Origin of the sequence: Synechococcus sp. PCC 6717, assembly GCF_022698185.1 — a bacterium.
In the GTDB taxonomy this organism is placed as follows: domain Bacteria; phylum Cyanobacteriota; class Cyanobacteriia; order Thermosynechococcales; family Thermosynechococcaceae; genus Thermosynechococcus; species Thermosynechococcus lividus.
Window position 1 is genome coordinate 1 of the sequence record NZ_JAKLTV010000056.1, and the last position, 19028, is coordinate 19028.

Genomic DNA, 19028 nt, shown 5'->3' on the forward strand with positions numbered 1-19028 from the left:
ATTTTGGCTTCTACACTGMAGCRRWWCCCCTTCACATCGGGTAGGGCTGGAAGCCCCGTACTTCAGTGCGGGGAGGAAAGCTCCTTTAGCAACTTCAGTTGTTTTAGGTTATAATTGTACTGCGGACACCAGAAACGGTTGTTCAAGGCACTGGTAACGGTCGATTGGGGGTGTTGTAAACCACCCCAGATGCTCGCGGTTGGCTTGCTAACTGCAGGGCTACTAAAAGCTCCCTGCTTTAGCTGGGAGTAGTTTACGCTCCTAAACCTGCCTGTTAGACTCTAATTTAGCCGCTAAATAATTCCATCGAGCAGATAATCTGTGCCCCATCTCGCCGTTCCTCTGGGTTAATTACGCATAGGGCATCGTGCTCCCGCAGAAAGGTCACCAGTTGTGCTAACTGCTCATCGCTGATCCCTGCCTTCAATTCCCGATTCAGGCGGGCGATCGCATTCTGCTTTAAGGGATACTGGTTAATCTCCTCGATCGCTCGTTCCAAGTTTTCCCATTCCGTCCCCATTGCCAGTAGGGGGGTGGTTTCGCGAACATGTTGGGTGTAGGCCATCAGGCGATCATACGTCCGTGCCGCCGCACTGCGCTTATTGCCTAGGGTGCCCGCCACCGTTTTAGTTTGCTCGGTGCCCACCACTTCTTGATTTTCGTTGAGGCGATCGCGCAACCGTCCTCGCAGATTGATCAGCCGCTCCACCCCCTCCGCTGGCAAAAACGAGTAGCAGAGAATCTCCTCCGCCTGCTGCCCAATCCGGTCTACCCGGAGGGGATGCCGCAAAAATAGCTTGACTTGGAGTTTGCGGGTAAGGAGTTGCGATCGCAACCGCTGCAACCCCTCCTCATCAGCGGCACTGGGCGCACCATAGGTGAGTTGCTGCCGAAACTCCTATGCCATCAAGGTTTGCAACCGAAGCGCCTGCCCCTGATCCATCCGCTCTGGTTCTACCCCAATTGCTAACGCTTGTCGGAGTTCCTCCTGGGGCAAACGGTACATCCCCACCAGCAATCGACACGCCGCCCCTCACCCCCCTCAAACTGCTCAATGTCATCATCAATTTGTCGCCATCCTCGTAAGTTGAAATAGCCCACACAGAAATCAGCACGGTAGGCTTGCTTCAGGTAGTGCTGCAACTCAGGCAGGATGGGTTGCTCGATATTGTCGTAAATACTGGACATGAATTTTATACAGAGCAGGATTTTGGGCTGACGTGATCGATCATATCCAGCAGGTTTTCAATTGGCTAAACGCTACCCGTTGCCCTGCTAAGAATCATGAAGTGCAGTCCTACCAATGCCCACGCCCTGAATTTTCAAAACCACCCAGAAGCCTTCAAACACCGACTCAAAGGGTTAACCTCCGGCAGTTGGGGAGTCCCGATGGCAGAACGAATCGAGCGACTGAACCGCTGGATTTTGGATAGCAGAACCTTTACGTAACAGTGTTTTACGGCTTGTCAACGAAAWCGATGCACTTTKACTTGGGAGCTAACAGGTGGGCATTGCATAATATAGATATGAATTAGAGAAAAAACGAATGCAGTGTCCCAAATGTCAATCTACCCACATCCATAAGAATGGATGCAACAGGCAAGGGAAACAAAATCATATTCATATTTGCGTCACCTGTGGACGGCAATTCACTAAAAACTATGACAGACCAATATGATGAACAGACCAAACAGGACTGCCTGACCGCTTATGTGAACGGGATGGGATTTAGAGCGATAGAGCGATTAAAGGAAGCCCATCACACAGAGGGATAGCTTGGTAGCCCCGTACTAAAGTACGGGGAGGAAAAGCTACCTAGCAACTTTAGTTGCTCTGTGCTAATCTATACTTAATCGCCATCCTTGGTGAAAAACCCAATCGGCGACAGTTGTTACAAGTAAGCAGAACTTTGGGACTTTGCCTCAAGGAACTGTGTAGGGGCGGTTTGCTCACGCCTTTACGAGTTCGTTTGTGGACTACGTAAGAATCCCCCACCTTTAGGTGGTGGGAGTGTCAAAACTATCATTCATTGTCAACAGCGGCTGTCGCATGCTAAGGCTGCACAATTACCCGTGTACCCACTTCAATTTTCTCGAATAGGGCACGAATATCACTGTTACGCATCCGCACGCAACCATGGGACACTGCTTGGCCAATAGCAGACTCGTTGGGAGTTCCGTGGAACCCCGCATAGTTGTTATTCCCCATCGGGGCAAACACAATGAGGCGATCGCCCAAGGGATTGCGTGGCCCCGGCGGAATCACTGACCCAGTAAAGGGGCTTTCCCAGCGGGGGTTGACCACTTTATGGAGGACTTTAAATTGACCTTGGGGCGTTTCCCAGCCCGGCTTACCCACCGCAACTGGGTAGCTAACCAGCACCTGATCACCCTCGTACAAGAAAACACGGCGCTCCCGTAACCGCAGGACAATCTTACGCTCTAAGGCGGGTAAAAAATTAGCAGCATCCCCCAGAGGAGGTAATGCCATTGTGGGGGGAGCAATCGTCAATGGTAAATACGGCTCTGTGTCAGGGGCACGACTCAGGGTTGCCTCAGCAGGGACAGCACCAGCACTGCTGTAGCCAGTAGCGATCGCCCCGATAGCGCCTATCAACAAACCCCAAAAATGTGTTTTTCCCCACCGTGACATGATGACGACTCCTAGCTTAATCTTTTTTGTCAATATGGGGTTACTTATGAGCTTAACTACCACTGAAGCTATGCTCTTGTACCCCACATTGTGCATTTGCTAAATAGCAAAAGGCGGCGTTGCCGAATGGAAGTATGATGTTCGGGTGTGAGTCTTTTGCCGCCCTCACCCTAGCCCTTTCCCAAAGGAGAGGGAACAAGACTCTTAGCGCCCTTCTCCTTGGGGAGAAGGGTTGGGGATGAGGGCAGCCACACTCAGCAACACCCAAAAAGCTACCGTTGGTTACACGCCTAGTACAGAATCCGAGCAGGTGGCATAGCAGGCGGTGGAGCAGCAGCAGGGATGCGAGCTGGAGGTGGCGCGGTGACTTGGGGGACTTGAACCGGGGTGACGGCTACGTAGGGAGGGGCAGGCACAATAGCGGCACAAATGATTTTGGCCGTTGGGACGCTGGCCTTAGGCTTGAGAATCACGGCAATATCGATACCCTCAACAATTTCAGCCCGAAAAGGGCGCTGGCGATGTTTGCGATCAAACACCACCACAATTTCTTCTCCCCACGGCTGGCGTAGAGTGACATTATCGCCATCAATATTGGTAACAATTCCCCGCACAGCCTTGACCTCACGGGCTTCGGCGGGAGCTAACATCACAGTTGCACAAGTTGCTGTTGCAGCAAGGGCAACCACAGCGGCACGACGCATATTAAACACAGCTTTACTCCTGTTTAATCAATCCAAACCACGGTATTTAGGCGTGTTGAACAATTTCTTGACGCCCCACAAAAAAGCAATCCCAGTCATTCAAACCAAGTGTCCTTAGAACGAACTCAGGATTCTAGAACTTGAATACTGAAAATTGCATGAACGAGAAGTGAATAATTACCCGCATTGTACGAACGAGTTCCCGAGAGCGTCAAGGTTTATCGATGAATCTTGATACTTCCTTAAGGACATCAACATTGACCTATTGCTGTCCTAGGACAGTCGTCCATGCCATCAATGGGCGGTGCTACCGCTCAGCAGACTGGTTGCTGGCGTAGCTGACAACGTGCCTAGGGGTGTATAACGATAGGCTGCCCAACCTCAAGCACTCAATAGACAGGTGTTTGCTGGTTACGGCATACGTGACCTGCTAAAGGTGTCGTTAAGCGGCTAAGACTTTTAGGCAGGCACGGGCGATCGCCCAATCTTCCTGGGTCTGTAGGACAAGCACTCGAACCCTAGAGGTAGCGCTGGCAATGTCGCGATCGCCATGGTGTTGTTCATTCGCCACAGGGTTGAGGTGCACCCCTAGCCACCCCAGACCGTGGCACACATCAGCCCGCACCGATGGCGCGTTTTCACCAATTCCCGCTGTAAACACCAGTGCATCCACCCCTCCCAAAGGCGGGATTAAGCTAGCAATGCCCCGCTGTAGCGAATAGATAAAGCAATCGTAGGCAAGCTGTGCTGCTGCTACTCCCTGATCGATGGCTGCCAAAATTTGACGTAAATCATTACTAATGCCGGAAACCCCCAACAGTCCCGACTGCCGATTGACCAGTTGATCTAACTGATCCACGCTGTAGCCACGGCGCAGCAAATACAGCAAAATCCCCGGATCAATATCACCACAGCGAGTGCCCATCATCACCCCCGCAGCAGGAGTAAAGCCCATGGTCGTCTCAACACACTGGCCTCCTTTAACCGCTGCCAACGAGCAGCCATTGCCCAAGTGACAGGTAATTAACCGTAATGCTGTCGGGGGCAGCTCTAGCAGTGGAGCGGCACGTTCACTGACGTACTGATGGCTAATGCCATGGAAGCCATAGCGTTGAATACCTGCTGCGCTCAATTCTTGGGGGATAGGATAGGTTCGCGCCACCCTTGGCAGGTGAGCATGGAACGCTGTATCGAACACGGCCACTTGCGGAATCTGTGGGCAGAGTTGCTCCATCACCTCGATGCCTACCAGATTTGCGGGATTGTGCAAAGGAGCATACTCACTAAATTCAGCGATCGCCGCTTTAACAGCAGCATCAACCTGTACAGGAGCCTGATAGCGCAAACCGCCATGTACCACTCGATGCCCAATCATGCAAATATCATCTAGGGTCTGCACAACAGCGGTCTGTCCCTCGGTGAGAGTCGCTAGGAGAGCCTTTATCCAAGCAGGCAACCCAGTGATCGCCCCTTGAGGATGGGTGAGGATGCTCTGGTACTGTTGGTGCGAAGTCTTGACCTTGAGCTTTGCTGTTGTTGGGTCTTCTCCCCAATCCAACAGAGCGTGCCAACAGGGCGGGGGCACAGTGTCTGGCTCAGCCTCCAGTTGATACAAGCAAACCTTCAGGCTACTGGAGCCAGCATTTAGTACCAGTATCGTCGTTGGAAAACGTGTCACCGGAGGTGCCTTAATTACTGCTGCGTTTGAATTTGCTGGTTATCGAGGGCATCCAACAGCTCAGCTAAGGCAATGATATCCTCACCATCGTATTCCCGCTTCCAGAGCAGTTGGGAAATTTGGTTTTCAATAGCTGAGGTCAACACCTGCGTTTCCAGCACACGGCGGACTAACCGTTGAATCATCATAGGCTTCGAACTCTTAGGGCACGTGCTCAGTTGCCTTCTAGGTTAGCCTACCGGATTGGCAGACAACGACCTGTAGCCACTTTGTGAAGTGTCACAATTTCCTATAGTTTAGGGAATGGGATCATAAAGTCTGGTGACCCTAGCATAGGGGATCATCGTATTTAAAGTAAATCGTGTTTCGATAAATTAAGGAAAGTTGAAATTCTAAAATATACCGGATATACTAAAGGGCGACTTTTGTAAACCCGGCAACAGTCCTTATAGCAAAAAGGAGGTAGGGCAACTTGGCCAGAAGACGGAAGCGGAAGAGTCGGCGTCGTCTTGAAGGGCGCAGGATCCTTGAGTGCGTACCTCAATATAGCATTGAGAGTGGCGAAGATAAACCAGTGACCGCGGCTCGGAAATTCATTCAGGCTAAGGGGATCGCGCCACCTGCCTTACTCCTTGTCAAGCGTAATGAGCATACAACCGATCGCTATTTCTGGGCAGAAAAAGGGTTGTTTGGTGCGCAGTACGTTGAAGAGAATCATTTTTTATTTCCCAGCTTGCGGGAATTAGCTGAAGAAAAAATGGCAGCCACAGCACGCTAGCGGCTGTAGTTTTTAACAAAAGATTATTTCTGAGAACAACGAGCTAGGGCACCTCTCTGGCTCGTTCTTTTTTAAGGGATTCCCAACCACGTTCAGCAGGCAATGTTCAACGTAGTTTTTTTAAGTCGGGGGATCGGCCAACGTGTTCATAGCATCAGCGGTGGCAGGCGATCGGAACCCCCAAGCTCCCTAGGTACTGACGCCGCTAGGTATTAATTTCTTTTTAACCTTTTTGATTCCTAGGGCAACCATCGTTAACTTTCGTTGCAATTCATAGGATTCTGTAGCGTGGATCGCATGGATAAATGGAGTCTAAAGGCTATGATGAACTCAAATTGCTTCTGAGTTCGGGTTATGACACTGTACATTGGCAACCTCTCCTATGACGCGACCGAGGAAAATCTGCGCGAAGTGTTTGAAAAGTATGGCGAAATTCGCCGGATTGTGTTGCCGGTGGATCGTGAAACAGGCAAACGTCGTGGTTTTGCCTTCGTAGAGCTAGTGGATGAAAGTCAGGAAACGGCGGCAATTGATGATCTCGATGGCGCAACATGGCTAGGACGCGTGCTCAAAGTGAATAAGGCGAAGCCAAAGCAGTAAGACGCCATCCAAATCTCTCATCCCAAGGGCATACTGGTAGAGAAGTGCTGTTGAGTTTCGCTTGTTTTGCTATGCCCCGACGTTCTCCCCCGCCGCGATCGCCCTCCCGTGCTCGCCCTCAGCCCAGTCGAGTATCGGAAACGGAGTCCAAATTTAACTCCCGTACCCTCGCGGTCTTGGGAGGAGTGTTTATTATTGGTGTTGGTGTTGGTGTCACCTTTAGTAAAACCACCACCCTCAACCCCGATAATGTAGCCTCTACCCAGTTTATTGATCAGGCAGCACCTAACCCCGATATTTGCGTTCAGTTTGGCGCGAGTGCCATTGCCGTTGACACCCGTATTTTTGTTACCTTTAACCCCTTCTCTGTGTTTGTGTCCCAGCCGCTGATGCAGCCGGGCTGCGTGATCCGAGCCAACAACGTTGCACTGCTGGAGCAACGCAAACTCATTACGGGCGAGCAGTTACGCACCTGTCGGCAGCGACTCAATACCTTTGGCTATGTCGGTAACCTCGAAGGTAACCCCGACATTAGCTGTGTCTATCAAAGTAATACCGATAAGAATCTCTTCTTGAAATTATCGGGGCTCAGTAGTGGCTCAGCAGACACCAATAATTTTTAGAGGAGAGGTATGCGGAAACGGCCTCGCTGGCGGCTTAATCAGGGGACTCAACGCTTTGGCTCTGCTTTTATGTTGGCGGGGAAAGTTACCTTCCMTCTGCTGAAAGGTCGTATTTCCTTTCGTAATTGCATGAATCAAATGGCGTTGGTGGGGCCAGAATCGGTGGGGGTTGCCCTCATTACGGCAGCCTTTGTGGGGATGGTGTTCACCATTCAGGTGGCGCGGGAGTTTATTACCTTTGGCGCTACCTCAGCGGTTGGCGGGGTACTGGCGATCGCCCTCACCCGCGAACTGGGCCCCGTATTAACAGCGGTTGTGTTGGCGGGTCGGGTAGGGTCTGCCTTTGCTGCCGAAATTGGCACCATGAAGGTGACGGAGCAAATCGATGCCCTCCATATGCTGGGCACTGATCCGGTGGACTACCTCGTGGTTCCGCGTTTTATTGCCTGCCTGCTGATGTTGCCGATTTTGAATATTCTTTCCTTGGTGACTGGCTTGTGGGGCGGGATGATTATTGCCGATTATCTCTACGGCATTCCCCGCAGCGTTTACATCGAGTCTATTCAAAACTTTCTACAATCGTGGGATATTTGGAGTTCTATTATTAAATCCGGAATTTTTGGCGCTGTTGTGGCCATCATTGGCTGTAACTGGGGGCTGACCACCACAGGGGGGGCAAAAGGGGTAGGACAATCCACCACCGCAGCAGTGGTGATGTCGTTGCTCGCAATCTTTATTCTGAATTTCTTTCTCTCGTGGGCGCTATTTGGCGGGGAGAGTAATTTGATTCCGACGTTCTAGGATGGCGCAAGACTTACGGACAGGTCAGGGCTGGCGTGTTGGCTGGCGCAGCGCGTCTGATGCATTCCCAGCGCTGGTGGGGAGTGACGACTGGGCCGTTGAACTTACCGCCGCCGAATTCCAAGCCTTTACTGCACTACTGGCCCAACTGACGCAGCAGTTACAGGGGATGAGCAGTGAACTGATGCCCGACGAGGCGATCGCCCTCACCGCTAGCAATGACCAGATCTATCTAGAGCTTGACGGCTACCCCCATGCCTACGGCTTACACCTGATTGTGCTTCAGGGGCGGCGGGCTGAAGGGAAATGGCCTGCGCCGGTATCAGCGGATTTCCTGCTGGCGTGCGCTGAGTTGGCTGCGACCCTCAAGTGCCCCAACGCTGAAAGCTAGAATAAAATCAATTGTTTTAGTTGCTGTCGCCCCTATGACCTCTGCCAAGCCTCCCAAGGTGACACCTGCCCTTGCTGCGTTGGTGAACACCACAAAGCAACTGCAACAGCAGGAGCAACTGGTGGGACTATTGCCCCCCCTCATTAGCTATAGCACTGACGCTCTGGGGATGGCCTTTGTCTGGTTGGCGATCTACAACGAACGTGGCAAACAATTGATTGGACAGGGGGGCATCACCCCTGTGGGCGAGGTAGGGCTGCTCAAGCAAAAAATACCGCTAGTCCCGGGTAGCCTTTTAGACCAAGTCCTCATGCAACGTAAGCCCATTAGCTTACCCAGCCTCAAAGAGGAACCCCGCCTTGGCGAGTGGCGCGATGCGGCAGTGCGGCTGGGGATTCAAGGTGCTGTGATTTATCCGATTGTGCGGCATCGCCACCCCCTTGGGGTACTGATGCTAGGCTCAACTACGTGGGGCGAAACGCTACGGGGAGATGACCTTGCCCACATGACTCTCTTGATGAGCGTCCTTGGGGCTGAAGTTGAACGGCTAACGGCCACCAAGCCCAGCAGTGACCCCCCTCAGGCCAGCGTACCCGTAGTGGGTCACGATGACCCCATCCACCATTTACTACAGGAGGCCAGCCGTGCCAACACCCTTGGCCAGCGTATTGAAGCACTGCTGTTGGCCTTGCATCAGTTCTGCCAACCCCAGCGCACGAGTTTGTTTTGGCGTGACTTAGAGCAGCCCCTCTACCGTCGCCGCAGTTACACCCTCGGTAAGCCTATGGGGCGCGAGAGCCAGCGTCAACCCTTGGCGATTACCCAGCAAGAATTGGGGGGATGTTATGCTGCCTTGGCGGGGGGGCAAACCGTAAGTGTCAGTGACATGCAAAGCGTGGTCAGCAGTACGGCTCCGCTGCGCCTGATGCAGATGCTGAACTGCCGTGCCTTAGTGGCTACTCCCATTCTCATGGGCACCGAGGTGATGGGATTCCTGACCCTTGAGAAAGCGGAACCCTATCCATGGAATGACAACGAAAGGAGACTATTGCGAGTCGCAGCAGATCTATTGGCCTTGGCCGCCCCCGTAGAGCGTGCTGAGCAGATGCTGGGGCAAACGCAGCAAGCGCAAAGCCTACTGAGCGATCTCACCCAAGCAATCTGTGATGAACAGGACTGGAAACGAGTGCTACAACAGGCGGGGGAGAGGCTGGCAGCAGAATTTGCAGCCCAGTGGGTATTTTTACTCAGCTACAATTCCCTCAGTCAAACCTTTGATGTGCTGCTTCAGCATCCGGCACCGCGAGGGCGCGATCGCCATCCACCCTTGCCACCCCTGCAAAAAATGGATTGGCAATTACTGGAAACCGCAACCACCGCGATCGCCCTCGAGGACTATACCCACGAACTGCGATTGTTCTCGTGGAAAGATGCCCTCAGCAAACTGAATATTAAATCCTTGATGGTGGCCACCACCACTCCGGGGCATTCCCTAGAAGCCGTGCTCTTGGTGGGTCGCAGCGAGCCAACCCTATGGGGGCGATCGCAACAAACCCTTTTGCAAGACGTTGCCCGTGCCCTTGGCCTCCTCAGTCATCAATGGCAACTGCAAACAACCAACAGCCAGCAAGAGCAGGTGCGCTCGGCAATGTTGGCAGGACTAGCGGCACTACAGCGCACCCAAAATCTGGAGCGTGCAGAATTAGCGGGTCTGCAACACATCATGAACCTAATGCAGGTGCCCCTAGTGGCCTTGGTTACGTGGCCTCCGGGTCAGACAACTGGCTGGATTGTTGCACCACCTCCGGGTCACCCGAAGTTTGCCATCCGGAATGAGGCGGAAGTTGCCATCTACGAAGACCCCCTCATCCACAGCGCCCTCATGGCCTCCCAAGCCGATCTGAGTACCAATCCCCACGCGTGGTTAATTCAAACCACCGCAGCAGCACTTGACCCCCGTACCCGCGAATGGCTTTGTGGGCCAGATATTGGCCAAGTGTTGGCGATCGCCCTGCGAACAGATCCTGAGTACGAGCCTTCAGGAGTATTAATCATTGCCGATCGCCCCCAGCGTCTCTGGTCAACCCTACACCTAGAGTCATTGATTACCCTAGTAAACCACATGGCTTGGGCACACCGCAGCATTTGCTTAGTGCAGGTGCTCACCCAGGGTTGGCAAACCCTAGAAAACCTAAACTGGTACAAACATCGGCGAGTCGAGCACGCCTACGGCCAACTGGCCAGTACCTGCAACCAATTTAACCAGTGGTTGCAACAGCACCCCGAGCAGGCAGATCCGCAGCTGCGCCGCCTCGGGAGTTTACTCCAGAGTCAACTGGAATCCCTGCATCCCCTACTGACGAAGGAAATATGGCAACTTGAAAAGTCCGTTGACAGTGCTGGTTTGGCAGTCATTCTCAAGCGCACCCTCGACCGCATTGAACACTGGAAACAAAAGAAAGACCTCTGGATTCAGGTGCACAACCAACCTGTGCTCACCCTCAACGGCGATATTAGCAAGCTAGAGCTAATCCTTTACGAGTTACTTTTATTTGCCTGCCAGCGATCGCCCTCCCAAGGACGGGTGGATCTCTGGTGTCAGCAACTCCAAGGAATAGGGCAGGGAGGCAAAGCCCTTGCATGGCTCGAGCTGTCGATTACCGATAATGGCGACATCGACCCACGCTTGCTCATTGATCTGCACCACCTCGATCATTTAGATTGGCTGGCACCGTCCAGCTTAGATCACCCCCCCGGTCGCCACCTCAAAGTCTGCTTTGCCCTCTGCCAGCGACTTGGCTATACCCTCGATATGTACAAACTAGAGGATGGCCGTGTCCTCAGCCGCTTAGTGATTCCCCTCAACAATGGCGATAGTGGCACCTTTGAACTGCAACAATCGTCACAACCGCGCTCCCCCCAATGACCCCGAGCACCATTGCCTTACTGGGGCTACCCAATACCGGTAAATCCACCTTCTTTAACCGCATTGCTGCGGCTCGTACTCGGGTGGGCAACTGGCCGGGTATCACCGTAGATATGGCTCAGGCCACCGTGACCCTCAACGGCGAAAGCGTCACCCTCGTGGATTTACCCGGCATCTACGATCTGGCGGGAACCGCTGCCGATGAAACCATTGTGCGGCAGTTTCTTTCCCAGGTGCCGGTGCGGTTAATTCTGGTGATTCTCAATGCCAGCCAAATTCAGCATCAGTTACGGTTGGTGCTGCAAGTCAAAGCGTGGGGAATTCCAACGGTCGTTTTGTTGAATATGGTGGATGAAGCGCGACGATTGGGAATTGAGATAAACACCCAAGCGTTGGGCGATCGCCTCGGTGTACCCGTGGTTGCCCTGAGTGCCAAGTATGGCGGTGGCTATCTAGAGGCCTACCACACCCTCAGCCATGCCCTGCAGCACGCCCCCATCCCCTCACAGCCTCTGCAAGAGCCTGTGCTACCCGATATTCCCCCTGAGGCAGTCGCACCGTTCCTCAAAGGAGTTGTCACCTGGCCCAGTTTGCCCCAACAAACCCTGACGCAGCGGCTGGATCGCTGGCTGTTGCACCCCCTGTGGGGGCTGCCCCTGTTTTTCGTGGGACTGTACCTTGTCTTTCAAGGGGTGTGGAGTCTTGGGCTAGGGGTACAGGGTTGGCTCAGCGATGGTTTTGAGCAGTTACAAGCCACCGTGCTCAGCCCCCTCGTAGCGCCGTGGCCACCCTTGTGGCAGAGCATGGTGGTCGAGGGGCTGTATGGGGGCATCACCACCGTTGCGTCCTTTGTGCCTTTAGTAACAATTTTTTTTATTGCCATGGCCATCATTGAGGACAGTGGCTACCTAGCGCGAGCCGCGTACTTAATGGATGGTCTCATGGCGCGATTAGGACTAGATGGCCGCAGTTTTGTGCTCAGCCTCATGGGGTTTGGCTGCAACGTCCCCGCCTTGATGGCCACGCGCGTCATCCGCTCACCAGGGCTGCGGCTGCTGACGATGCTGGTGATTCCCTTCTCCCTGTGCTCGGCACGGCTACAGGTGTTTGTCTTTCTCATTGCCTGTTTATTTCCCCCCCACTGGGGAGCGGTAGTGCTCCTGTCTCTGTACGGTTGGAGTGTTGTGGTTGCCCTGCTCACCGCCCTGTGCGCCCAAGGGTATTTTCCCAATACGGATCCCTTTCTTTTGGAGTTGCCTCCCTATCGTTGGCCAACCTTGGCACAGGTGGGGTGGCGGGCATGGGGGGAAGTACGGCATTTTTTGGCGCGCGCCAGTGGATTTATTATGGCGGGGGTACTGGTGGTGTGGGCACTTACCCATTTGCCCCTCAGTGCTGCTCCTGCCAGTGCCGAAACTTGGGCAGGTCAATTGGGTCTGGCTCTACAACCGCTGTTAGCTCCCGTGGGTATTACGCCACCGTTGACCATTGCCTTGATCGTAGGGTTCGTGGCCAAGGAGATTGTCATTGGTGCGTTGGCCGTCATTTACCAGTTACCTGGCAGTGAGCTACAGCAGGCGATCGCCCGAGATCTCACGCCCCTACAGGCCTATAGTTTTATGGTGTTTACGTTGCTTTATACCCCCTGCTTAAGTACGCTGGCGACCCTGTGGAGCGAGTCGAAGCAGTGGCAATTTACTGTGTTTGCGACCGTCTATGCCCTTGGCATCGCGTGGCTGGTCAGCGGTAGTGTGTATCAACTGGGACATTGGTGGGGGTGGGGATAGTGACCACTCTGTGGGGCGTTGGCGTAGGCCCTGGCGATCCAGAGTTAATTACCCTCAAAGGCTGGCGGCGGCTGCAAGCAGCACCGGTGGTGGCCTTTCCGGCAGGGGTGCAAGGGCGTATGGGGGTGGCAGAGCAGATTATTGCCCCCCATCTGAAGCCACAGCAGGTACGGCTCCCCCTTGAGTTTCCCTACGTCTTGGACGAGAACCAGTTGCAGCAAGCATGGCACATTGCGGCTGAGTGTGTCTATGACTACCTGCAGCAAGGACTGGATGTGGTGTTTGTCTCGGAAGGGGATGTGAGCTTCTATAGTACCTTCACCTACCTTGGCAGCGCTGTCCAGCAGCTTGACCCCACGGTACCCCTAGGAATTATTCCGGGAATTTGCTCGCCCTTAGCGGCAGCGGCGGTCTTGGGGCTGCCCTTGACGTGCGGCGGCGATCGCCTCGCTATTTTACCTGCTATGTACCATGCAGATGAACTCACCCAAGCATGGGGATGGGCCGATGTTCTTGTCTTAATGAAAGTACGGGCGGTCTATCCCCAAGTGTGGCAGTGGTTGCAGACCCATAATCTGCTGGCGCAAGCGGCGGTGGTGATCTGGGCAACAACCCCCCAGCAACAGGTGTATTACCCTCTGACTCGCTGGCCTGCCTTAGAGCTACCCTACTTTTCACTGTTGCTGGTGTGGAAATATGCCTCCCCATTTCGGTCTGACAAAAAAATGGGGCATTTCACAATATAGAATAGATATGAGTTAGAGAAGAAACGAATGCAGTGTCCCAAATGTCAATCGACCCACATCCGTAAGAATGGACAGAACAGACAAGGGAAACAGAATCATATTTGCGTCACCCGTGGACGGCAATTCATTAAAAATTATGACAGACCAAACAGAACTGCCTGAGCGCTCAGCAATGCCGTTTCGTCTTTGGGGGCGGCTCAAGTCTATCTTACAGAAATTGAATTAATTATATTAAATTATACTAACTTATAAGGTCGTGCTGGGCGGTGACCACGATTCCTCGGTAATTATGGTAGCACTGGGGCGCAACTGGGCTGACTCCATGCTGCCATGGACTTGTAATGCTTGGATAAGGTTAGCCATTTCTAGGGCATTGAGGGCATACTCCCACCCTTTGTTGCTTTTAATGCCTGCTCGCTCTAGCGCCTGCTGCATCGTATCGGTCGTGAGGATGCCATAGACAATGGGAACGCCGGTTTGCATCGCAGCCGTGGCAATCCCTTTAGTAACTTCGGCGGCCACATAGTCAAAGTGCGGGGTTTGACCACGAATGACCGCACCGAGGCAGATTACAGCCGCATAACGACGGCTCGCCGCCATTTGGGCAGCCACAAGGGGAATTTCAAAGCTGCCGGGTACCCAAGCATAGTCCACTTGAACTCCCTTGGGGTTTGGGTCAACCCCATGGCGACGTAAGCAATCTTGGCAGCCTTCCAGCAGCTTAGTGGTAATCAAGTCATTAAACCGGGAAATGACTATGGCAAACCGTGGTGAGCCAAGAACTTGATAGGTGCCTTCAAAAACAGCCATAGGGGAGGTTGCAGCCGATAAAGCATTAGGGCAGTTGCCCCTTCTCAGTATAACGTGCCCTTGGGCACTCCTAGGTTGCAATCCTCAACTGAGGGAGGCGGTTTACAGCCGAAGGGTGAGTGTTGTTCCCCCCTCTGGTAAGACGAACTCTTGGCTAGCGGTTTTGCCTTTGGCGGTTACTGTTAAGCGATAGCGCCCGAGGTATCCTCGCCCTTGCCAGTGTCCTGCTTGGTTGGTTTTACCGCTGAGCGTTGTCCACCAGTCCTGAAAGAGGAGTTGGCGGTAGGTACGGGCGGCGCTTTTGGGCGAAAAATCACGGCGGTAGAGTGCGGCTTGGGGTCGCCAGTGGTTGCCTTCCCAAAACCCCCAGAGCAGAATTTCTTTGACGGCGGGGKGGGCAAAGGCAATACGATAGATCTGCCGTAGGGTCTGCGCCTGCTGCTCCTCGTCCGCAAGGCTAACGCTAACTTCAGTAATTTTTAGGGGTAAGTTAAATTGCGCTAAGGTATCGAGGGCACGCTGCATTTTAGCCGCATCGAGCGGGTATTCTAAATGGGCTTGAATGCCAATGCCACCAATGGGTACCCCTTGGTTAAGTAGTGTACGAATCTGCTGAACATAATCGTCGAGGCGATCGCCTTCGATAATGCCGTAGTCGTTCACGTAGAGCACGGCTTTGGGGTTGCCTTCGTGGCACCACTCAAACATCTCCTTAACGATGCCATCTCCTAAGCGGCTGCGGAAAAAATTACCGTGAAGCATTTCGTTATTAACATCAAACTCATTGATGCGCCCACGGTAGTGACGACAAACAGCGATGGCATGGGTCTTGACTGCGGAGCGCAATTGCTCGGGAGTTAGGGTTTTGAGCCATGCTGGATTGAACTGTTCTACTTCCCAAAAGAGGGTGTGCCCCCGCATGGGCCAACCTTGCGCCTCACTCCAAGCTAGGATGCGATCCGCCATCGTAAAGTCTAGCTTGCCCTGCTCTGGCTCAAGGTCATACCACTTCAGGGCATTTTCATGAACAGCGGCATTAAAATTCTGACGGGCGGTATCTCGGTACCAGTTGGCTGCTGCCGGTGGCGATGGTGCAAACATCGCTGTATCTAAGGCAACACCAAAGGCAAAGGTGTGGGTTTGCTGACTCAGCATGATACTGGCATTGGCAATCCCCCGTCCTTGAGCATCTTCCACAACCACGGTGAGGGGAGCTTGCCGCAGTTGTTCGATGCGTGCTGTTAGAGCATCGGTGGCAGAAGTGGCTGATTGCCGGGCACAGGCCAGCACCAATCCAGCACTCAAGCACAGCAACAGCAGATAGCGCAGGAGCTTTAACATTGCTGCTCGAAAAAAACGTTTCCCTTCAACGGTAGCAATTTCTATATAACAACAGCTATGAGCAGCAGGACGGGTGATCCTGTATAGACAACTCCTTCAATGGTTCCGCTTTTTTCAGGGGAGGCATCGCCCTGTAGCAACGATCGCCATAGCCTAGCAGGGAACCTGAAGGAGTTGATCTTAACAGCCGCTTACCGGGGGACTTACGATGTGGCTAAGGCAGCCGTAGCATCCTGGCGTTGGAAGACAAGTCGCTCGTTATCCCCCACCTCAACGATCACTGTATCCCCATCATAGAAATCGCCACGCAGAATGCCTTTGGCTATAGGGGTTTCCAGTTGTTTTTGCACTGCCCGCTTCAGCGGACGGGCACCATAGACGGGATCGTAGCCTACCTCGACTAGGAAGTCGATAGCTTTGTCCGAAAGGGCGAGGGTAATGTGGCGATCGCTCAGGCGATCTTGCAGCCGCTGCACTTGCAGTTTCACAATCTGCCGCAACTGCTCTTTGCGCAGGCTATGGAAGATAATAAACTCATCCACGCGGTTGAGAAATTCCGGGCGGAAGTGGTTGCGCATGGCCTCCATAACGCGGTTGTACATTTCACTGTAGCGGCTGTCATCCCCGGCCACATCCAGAATGTATTGCGAGCCGATATTGCTGGTCATGATAATGATCGTGTTTTTGAAATCGACGGTGCGCCCTTGGGCATCGGTGACCCGCCCATCATCAAGAATTTGCAGGAAAACATTAAACACATCGGGATGGGCTTTTTCAATTTCATCAAAGAGAACAACAGCGTAGGGACGACGGCGAATGGCCTCGGTCAGTTGCCCGCCTTCGTCATAGCCAACATAGCCCGGCGGGGCACCAATGAGGCGAGATACGGCGTGTTTTTCCATGTACTCGGACATGTCAATGCGTACCATGGCCTCTTCGGTGTCAAACATGAAGGCCGCCAGCGTCTTAGCGAGTTCGGTTTTACCCACACCCGTTGGGCCGAGGAAAATAAAGCTAGCAATGGGACGGTTGGGGTCGGCTAAACCCGCCCGGGAGCGCTGAATGGCTTCAGCCACAGCGGTAACGGCCTCGTCTTGGCCAATGACTCGCTTGTGGAGTTCGTCTTCTAGGTGCAGCAGTTTTTGCGCTTCTGATTCCACCAACTTACTGATGGGAATGCCGGTCCACTTGGAGATGATTTCAGCAATGTCTGCCTCGGTGACTTCATCCCGCAGCAGCGATCGCCCACCGACTTGGATCTGCTGTAGCTTGGCTTCGGTATCGGCCAGTTGTTTTTGCAGATCCGTGAGTTTGCCGTACTTCAGCTCTGCAGCGCGGTTGAGGTCATAGTTGCGCTCGGCTTGCTGAATTTCAATATTGACTTTTTCAATATCTTCCTTAATGGCTTGCAGTCGATCAATGACTTCTTTTTCCGCTTGCCACTGGGCATTAAGGCGGCTTTGCTCTTCCTTGAGATCGGCGAGTTCTTTCTCCAGTTTTTCGAGGCGATCGCGAGAAGCAGCAGAGGTTTCTTTTTGCAGCGAGAGCCGCTCCATTTCTAGCTGCAAAATTTTGCGGTCAATTTCATCCAGTTCCTCAGGTTTAGAGGTAATCTCCATTTTCAGTTTGGCGGCTGCCTCATCCACAAGGTCGATGGCTTTGTCCGGCAAGAAGCGATCGCTAATGTAGCGGGTTGACAGTGTGGCCGCAGCCACCAGAGCCGTATCGGAAATTTTCACCCCATGGTGAATTTCGTAGCGCTCTTTCAGACCCCGCAAAATCGAGATCGTATCTTCAACGCTGGGCTGATCCACATAGACCTGTTGAAAGCGCCGCTCTAAGGCTGCATCTTTCTCGATATATTTGCGGTATTCATCAAGGGTGGTGGCACCAATACAGCGCAGTTCCCCCCGCGCCAGCATGGGCTTGAGCAGGTTGCCCGCATCCATCGCCCCTTGGGTTGCCCCTGCCCCCACAACGGTATGGATTTCATCAATAAAAAGAATAATCTGGCCGTTGGACTCGGTTACCTCTTTGAGCACTGCTTTGAGGCGCTCTTCAAACTCACCGCGGTACTTGGCACCGGCAATCAGCGCCCCCATATCCAAGGCAATGAGTTGGCGATCGCGCAGGGAATCGGGAACATCCCCCGCCACAATACGCTGAGCCAAGCCCTCGGCAATGGCAGTTTTACCCACCCCCGGCTCGCCAATTAAAACCGGATTATTTTTAGTCCGCCGCGAGAGAATTTGAATCACCCGCCGAATTTCATCATCACGCCCAATCACCGGATCCAGCTTGCCTTGGCGGGCAAGGAGCGTCAGATCACGGCCATACTTTTCAAGGGAGGCGTATTTTCCTTCTGGGTTTTGATCCGTCACTTTTTGAGTACCGCGAATTTGCTGAATGGTTTCTCGTAGCCCTCGTTCTGTGAGGCCAACATCCTGGTAGAGCTTTTTGCCGAAGCGATCGTCGTGAGTAAACCCCAAGACTAAATGCTCAATCGAGATAAAGTCATCCCCAAATTGTTTACGCACCTCGTCAGCGCGATCTAGGAGCTTATCCAGACTTTGCCCCAAATAGACGCCACTGGGATTCGCAATCTTGGGCTGACGATTGATAAACTCATCGGTGAGATCCCGCAGCCGCTGTACAGAGCAACCAGCTTTCTGAAAAATTTGCGTTGCCAAGCCATCCTGCTCCAGCAAGGATTTCATCAAGTGCTCACTTTCAATATTTTGCTGTTGAGCCTGTTTGGCTAAATCTGGTGTGCGGGCGATCGCCGCCCATGCCTTCTCGGTAAATAGATTTGGATTGGATGGTTGCATGGCTAGACCCCCTGACCCGTGCTGGTCTGGTAATGTTTTTAACTATTTGTATTGTAGATGTGACCAAGCTACAGACAGTTTCGGACTTCCCTACTGCCAAGGTAGGATTAACGCCCACCTTCAAGGGTAGTTTATAGAAAATGGAGGGCACGGGAACCAGATAAACCCCCTTGCTTCAGGTCGGGGATACAGAATGGTTCCCGCGCCGCTGCAAAGCGGCAGAGTTGATCAACCCTGGCACTCCTCGATATAGCGCTTAACGGTTTGAGCCGACACATGGCCACAGGTTCCCCAATAAAACGACCTGGCCCAAAGCGGATCTTTTTGGTAGAGCTGCTTCAGCCAGGGAAACTCCATCCTAGA

General features: G+C 53.1%; 20 protein-coding genes and 1 pseudogene. 11 read left to right on the top strand and 10 right to left on the bottom strand.

The window, feature by feature from the left end:
• Nucleotides 1–286: 286 nt before the first annotated feature.
• Both L5470_RS13070 and L5470_RS13075 read right to left on the bottom strand, forming a co-directional pair.
• Nucleotides 287–844, bottom strand: a complete 558-nt coding sequence (locus L5470_RS13070; RefSeq protein WP_499500227.1) for a hypothetical protein — start codon at nt 842–844, stop codon at nt 287–289.
• Nucleotides 845–966: 122 nt separating this feature from the next.
• Complete coding sequence (locus L5470_RS13075; RefSeq protein ID WP_499500228.1) at nt 967–1188, bottom strand: hypothetical protein; 222 nt, start codon at nt 1186–1188, stop codon at nt 967–969.
• A gap of 96 nt (nt 1189–1284) precedes the next feature.
• On the opposite strand from L5470_RS13075, the gene L5470_RS13080 reads away from it, so the two are divergent.
• Both L5470_RS13080 and L5470_RS13085 read left to right on the top strand, forming a co-directional pair.
• Nucleotides 1285–1449, top strand: a complete 165-nt coding sequence (locus tag L5470_RS13080; RefSeq protein ID WP_448513814.1) for a hypothetical protein — start codon at nt 1285–1287, stop codon at nt 1447–1449.
• A 97-nt stretch (nt 1450–1546) separates the two neighbouring features.
• Nucleotides 1547–1766, top strand: a pseudogene (locus tag L5470_RS13085) (IS1/IS1595 family N-terminal zinc-binding domain-containing protein); the annotation flags it as partial.
• Nucleotides 1767–2052: 286 nt separating this feature from the next.
• Here L5470_RS13085 and L5470_RS13090 read toward each other — a convergent pair.
• From L5470_RS13090 to L5470_RS13105, 4 genes are all read right to left on the bottom strand, one after another.
• Nucleotides 2053–2616, bottom strand: a complete 564-nt coding sequence (locus L5470_RS13090) for a L,D-transpeptidase (RefSeq protein WP_499500229.1) — start codon at nt 2614–2616, stop codon at nt 2053–2055.
• A gap of 326 nt (nt 2617–2942) precedes the next feature.
• Entirely contained in the window at nt 2943–3365 is a 423-nt protein-coding gene (locus L5470_RS13095) for a hypothetical protein (RefSeq protein WP_499500230.1), read from the bottom strand.
• A 433-nt stretch (nt 3366–3798) separates the two neighbouring features.
• Nucleotides 3799–5034 (bottom strand): acetate/propionate family kinase, encoded by a 1236-nt coding sequence (locus L5470_RS13100; protein ID WP_499500231.1) that lies wholly within the window; start codon nt 5032–5034, stop codon nt 3799–3801.
• Nucleotides 5035–5048: 14 nt separating this feature from the next.
• Nucleotides 5049–5222 carry a hypothetical protein gene (locus tag L5470_RS13105; protein WP_099798877.1) on the bottom strand — a complete coding sequence of 58 codons (174 nt, stop codon included), beginning with the start codon at nt 5220–5222 and terminating at the stop codon, nt 5049–5051.
• Nucleotides 5223–5506: 284 nt separating this feature from the next.
• On the opposite strand from L5470_RS13105, the gene L5470_RS13110 reads away from it, so the two are divergent.
• The 9 genes from L5470_RS13110 to L5470_RS13150 all read left to right on the top strand — a co-directional run bounded on the left by L5470_RS13110 (nt 5507) and on the right by L5470_RS13150 (nt 13848).
• The gene (locus L5470_RS13110) at nt 5507–5812 is read left to right on the top strand and encodes a DUF3155 domain-containing protein (RefSeq protein WP_099798878.1); all 306 of its coding nucleotides are present in this window, start codon (nt 5507–5509) and stop codon (nt 5810–5812) included.
• 354 nt (nt 5813–6166) lie between these two features.
• Entirely contained in the window at nt 6167–6412 is a 246-nt protein-coding gene (gene rbp / locus L5470_RS13115; RefSeq protein WP_099798879.1) for an RNA-binding regulator, read from the top strand.
• Between the two features lie 71 nt (nt 6413–6483).
• A complete protein-coding gene (locus L5470_RS13120; RefSeq protein ID WP_099798880.1) occupies nt 6484–7035 on the top strand; it encodes a DUF3172 domain-containing protein in 552 nt (183 codons plus the stop codon).
• Nucleotides 7036–7044: 9 nt separating this feature from the next.
• Nucleotides 7045–7836, top strand: coding sequence for an MlaE family lipid ABC transporter permease subunit (locus tag L5470_RS13125; RefSeq protein ID WP_499500232.1), 792 nt, complete (start codon nt 7045–7047; stop codon nt 7834–7836).
• A gap of 1 nt (nt 7837) precedes the next feature.
• Complete coding sequence (locus L5470_RS13130; RefSeq protein WP_499500233.1) at nt 7838–8227, top strand: DUF1818 family protein; 390 nt, start codon at nt 7838–7840, stop codon at nt 8225–8227.
• Between the two features lie 34 nt (nt 8228–8261).
• Nucleotides 8262–11153, top strand: coding sequence for a GAF domain-containing protein (locus L5470_RS13135; protein WP_499500234.1), 2892 nt, complete (start codon nt 8262–8264; stop codon nt 11151–11153).
• Nucleotides 11150–12940 carry a ferrous iron transport protein B gene (feoB, locus tag L5470_RS13140; protein WP_499500235.1) on the top strand — a complete coding sequence of 597 codons (1791 nt, stop codon included), beginning with the start codon at nt 11150–11152 and terminating at the stop codon, nt 12938–12940. Before L5470_RS13135 ends, feoB begins: the two co-directional genes overlap by 4 nt.
• Nucleotides 12940–13686 (top strand): precorrin-2 C(20)-methyltransferase, encoded by a 747-nt coding sequence (locus L5470_RS13145; RefSeq protein WP_198405922.1) that lies wholly within the window; start codon nt 12940–12942, stop codon nt 13684–13686. The genes feoB and L5470_RS13145 overlap by 1 nt, the downstream gene beginning before the upstream one ends.
• A 27-nt stretch (nt 13687–13713) precedes the next feature.
• Nucleotides 13714–13848 carry an IS1/IS1595 family N-terminal zinc-binding domain-containing protein gene (locus tag L5470_RS13150; RefSeq protein ID WP_499500236.1) on the top strand — a complete coding sequence of 45 codons (135 nt, stop codon included), beginning with the start codon at nt 13714–13716 and terminating at the stop codon, nt 13846–13848.
• 84 nt (nt 13849–13932) lie between these two features.
• Here the strand turns inward: L5470_RS13150 and ribH are convergent, their stop codons facing one another.
• The 4 genes from ribH to L5470_RS13170 form a co-directional block, all read right to left on the bottom strand.
• The gene (gene ribH / locus L5470_RS13155; protein ID WP_099798883.1) at nt 13933–14496 is read right to left on the bottom strand and encodes a 6,7-dimethyl-8-ribityllumazine synthase; all 564 of its coding nucleotides are present in this window, start codon (nt 14494–14496) and stop codon (nt 13933–13935) included.
• A gap of 102 nt (nt 14497–14598) precedes the next feature.
• Nucleotides 14599–15837, bottom strand: coding sequence for an endo-1,4-beta-xylanase (locus L5470_RS13160; RefSeq protein WP_499500237.1), 1239 nt, complete (start codon nt 15835–15837; stop codon nt 14599–14601).
• 203 nt (nt 15838–16040) lie between these two features.
• Nucleotides 16041–18665, bottom strand: coding sequence for an ATP-dependent chaperone ClpB (gene clpB / locus L5470_RS13165; RefSeq protein ID WP_499500238.1), 2625 nt, complete (start codon nt 18663–18665; stop codon nt 16041–16043).
• 228 nt (nt 18666–18893) lie between these two features.
• Nucleotides 18894–19022: a transposase gene (locus tag L5470_RS13170; RefSeq protein ID WP_499500239.1), complete on the bottom strand. Its 129-nt coding sequence runs from the start codon at nt 19020–19022 to the stop codon at nt 18894–18896.
• Between the last annotated feature and the right edge of the window lie 6 nt (nt 19023–19028).

What these genes read in the sequence shown, in the direction of transcription:
- L5470_RS13120 (WP_099798880.1), top strand. Translation starts at nt 6,484, where the DNA reads ATGCCCCGACGTTCTCCCCCGCCGCGATCGCCCTCCCGTGCTCGCCCT.
- L5470_RS13080 (WP_448513814.1), top strand. Translation starts at nt 1,285, where the DNA reads ATGAAGTGCAGTCCTACCAATGCCCACGCCCTGAATTTTCAAAACCAC.
- L5470_RS13150 (WP_499500236.1), top strand. Translation starts at nt 13,714, where the DNA reads ATGCAGTGTCCCAAATGTCAATCGACCCACATCCGTAAGAATGGACAG.
- L5470_RS13135 (WP_499500234.1), top strand. Translation starts at nt 8,262, where the DNA reads ATGACCTCTGCCAAGCCTCCCAAGGTGACACCTGCCCTTGCTGCGTTG.
- L5470_RS13170 (WP_499500239.1), bottom strand. Translation starts at nt 19,022, where the DNA reads ATGGAGTTTCCCTGGCTGAAGCAGCTCTACCAAAAAGATCCGCTTTGG.
- L5470_RS13075 (WP_499500228.1), bottom strand. Translation starts at nt 1,188, where the DNA reads ATGTCCAGTATTTACGACAATATCGAGCAACCCATCCTGCCTGAGTTG.
- L5470_RS13130 (WP_499500233.1), top strand. Translation starts at nt 7,838, where the DNA reads ATGGCGCAAGACTTACGGACAGGTCAGGGCTGGCGTGTTGGCTGGCGC.
- ribH (WP_099798883.1), bottom strand. Translation starts at nt 14,496, where the DNA reads ATGGCTGTTTTTGAAGGCACCTATCAAGTTCTTGGCTCACCACGGTTT.
- rbp (WP_099798879.1), top strand. Translation starts at nt 6,167, where the DNA reads ATGACACTGTACATTGGCAACCTCTCCTATGACGCGACCGAGGAAAAT.
- feoB (WP_499500235.1), top strand. Translation starts at nt 11,150, where the DNA reads ATGACCCCGAGCACCATTGCCTTACTGGGGCTACCCAATACCGGTAAA.
- clpB (WP_499500238.1), bottom strand. Translation starts at nt 18,665, where the DNA reads ATGCAACCATCCAATCCAAATCTATTTACCGAGAAGGCATGGGCGGCG.
- L5470_RS13105 (WP_099798877.1), bottom strand. Translation starts at nt 5,222, where the DNA reads ATGATGATTCAACGGTTAGTCCGCCGTGTGCTGGAAACGCAGGTGTTG.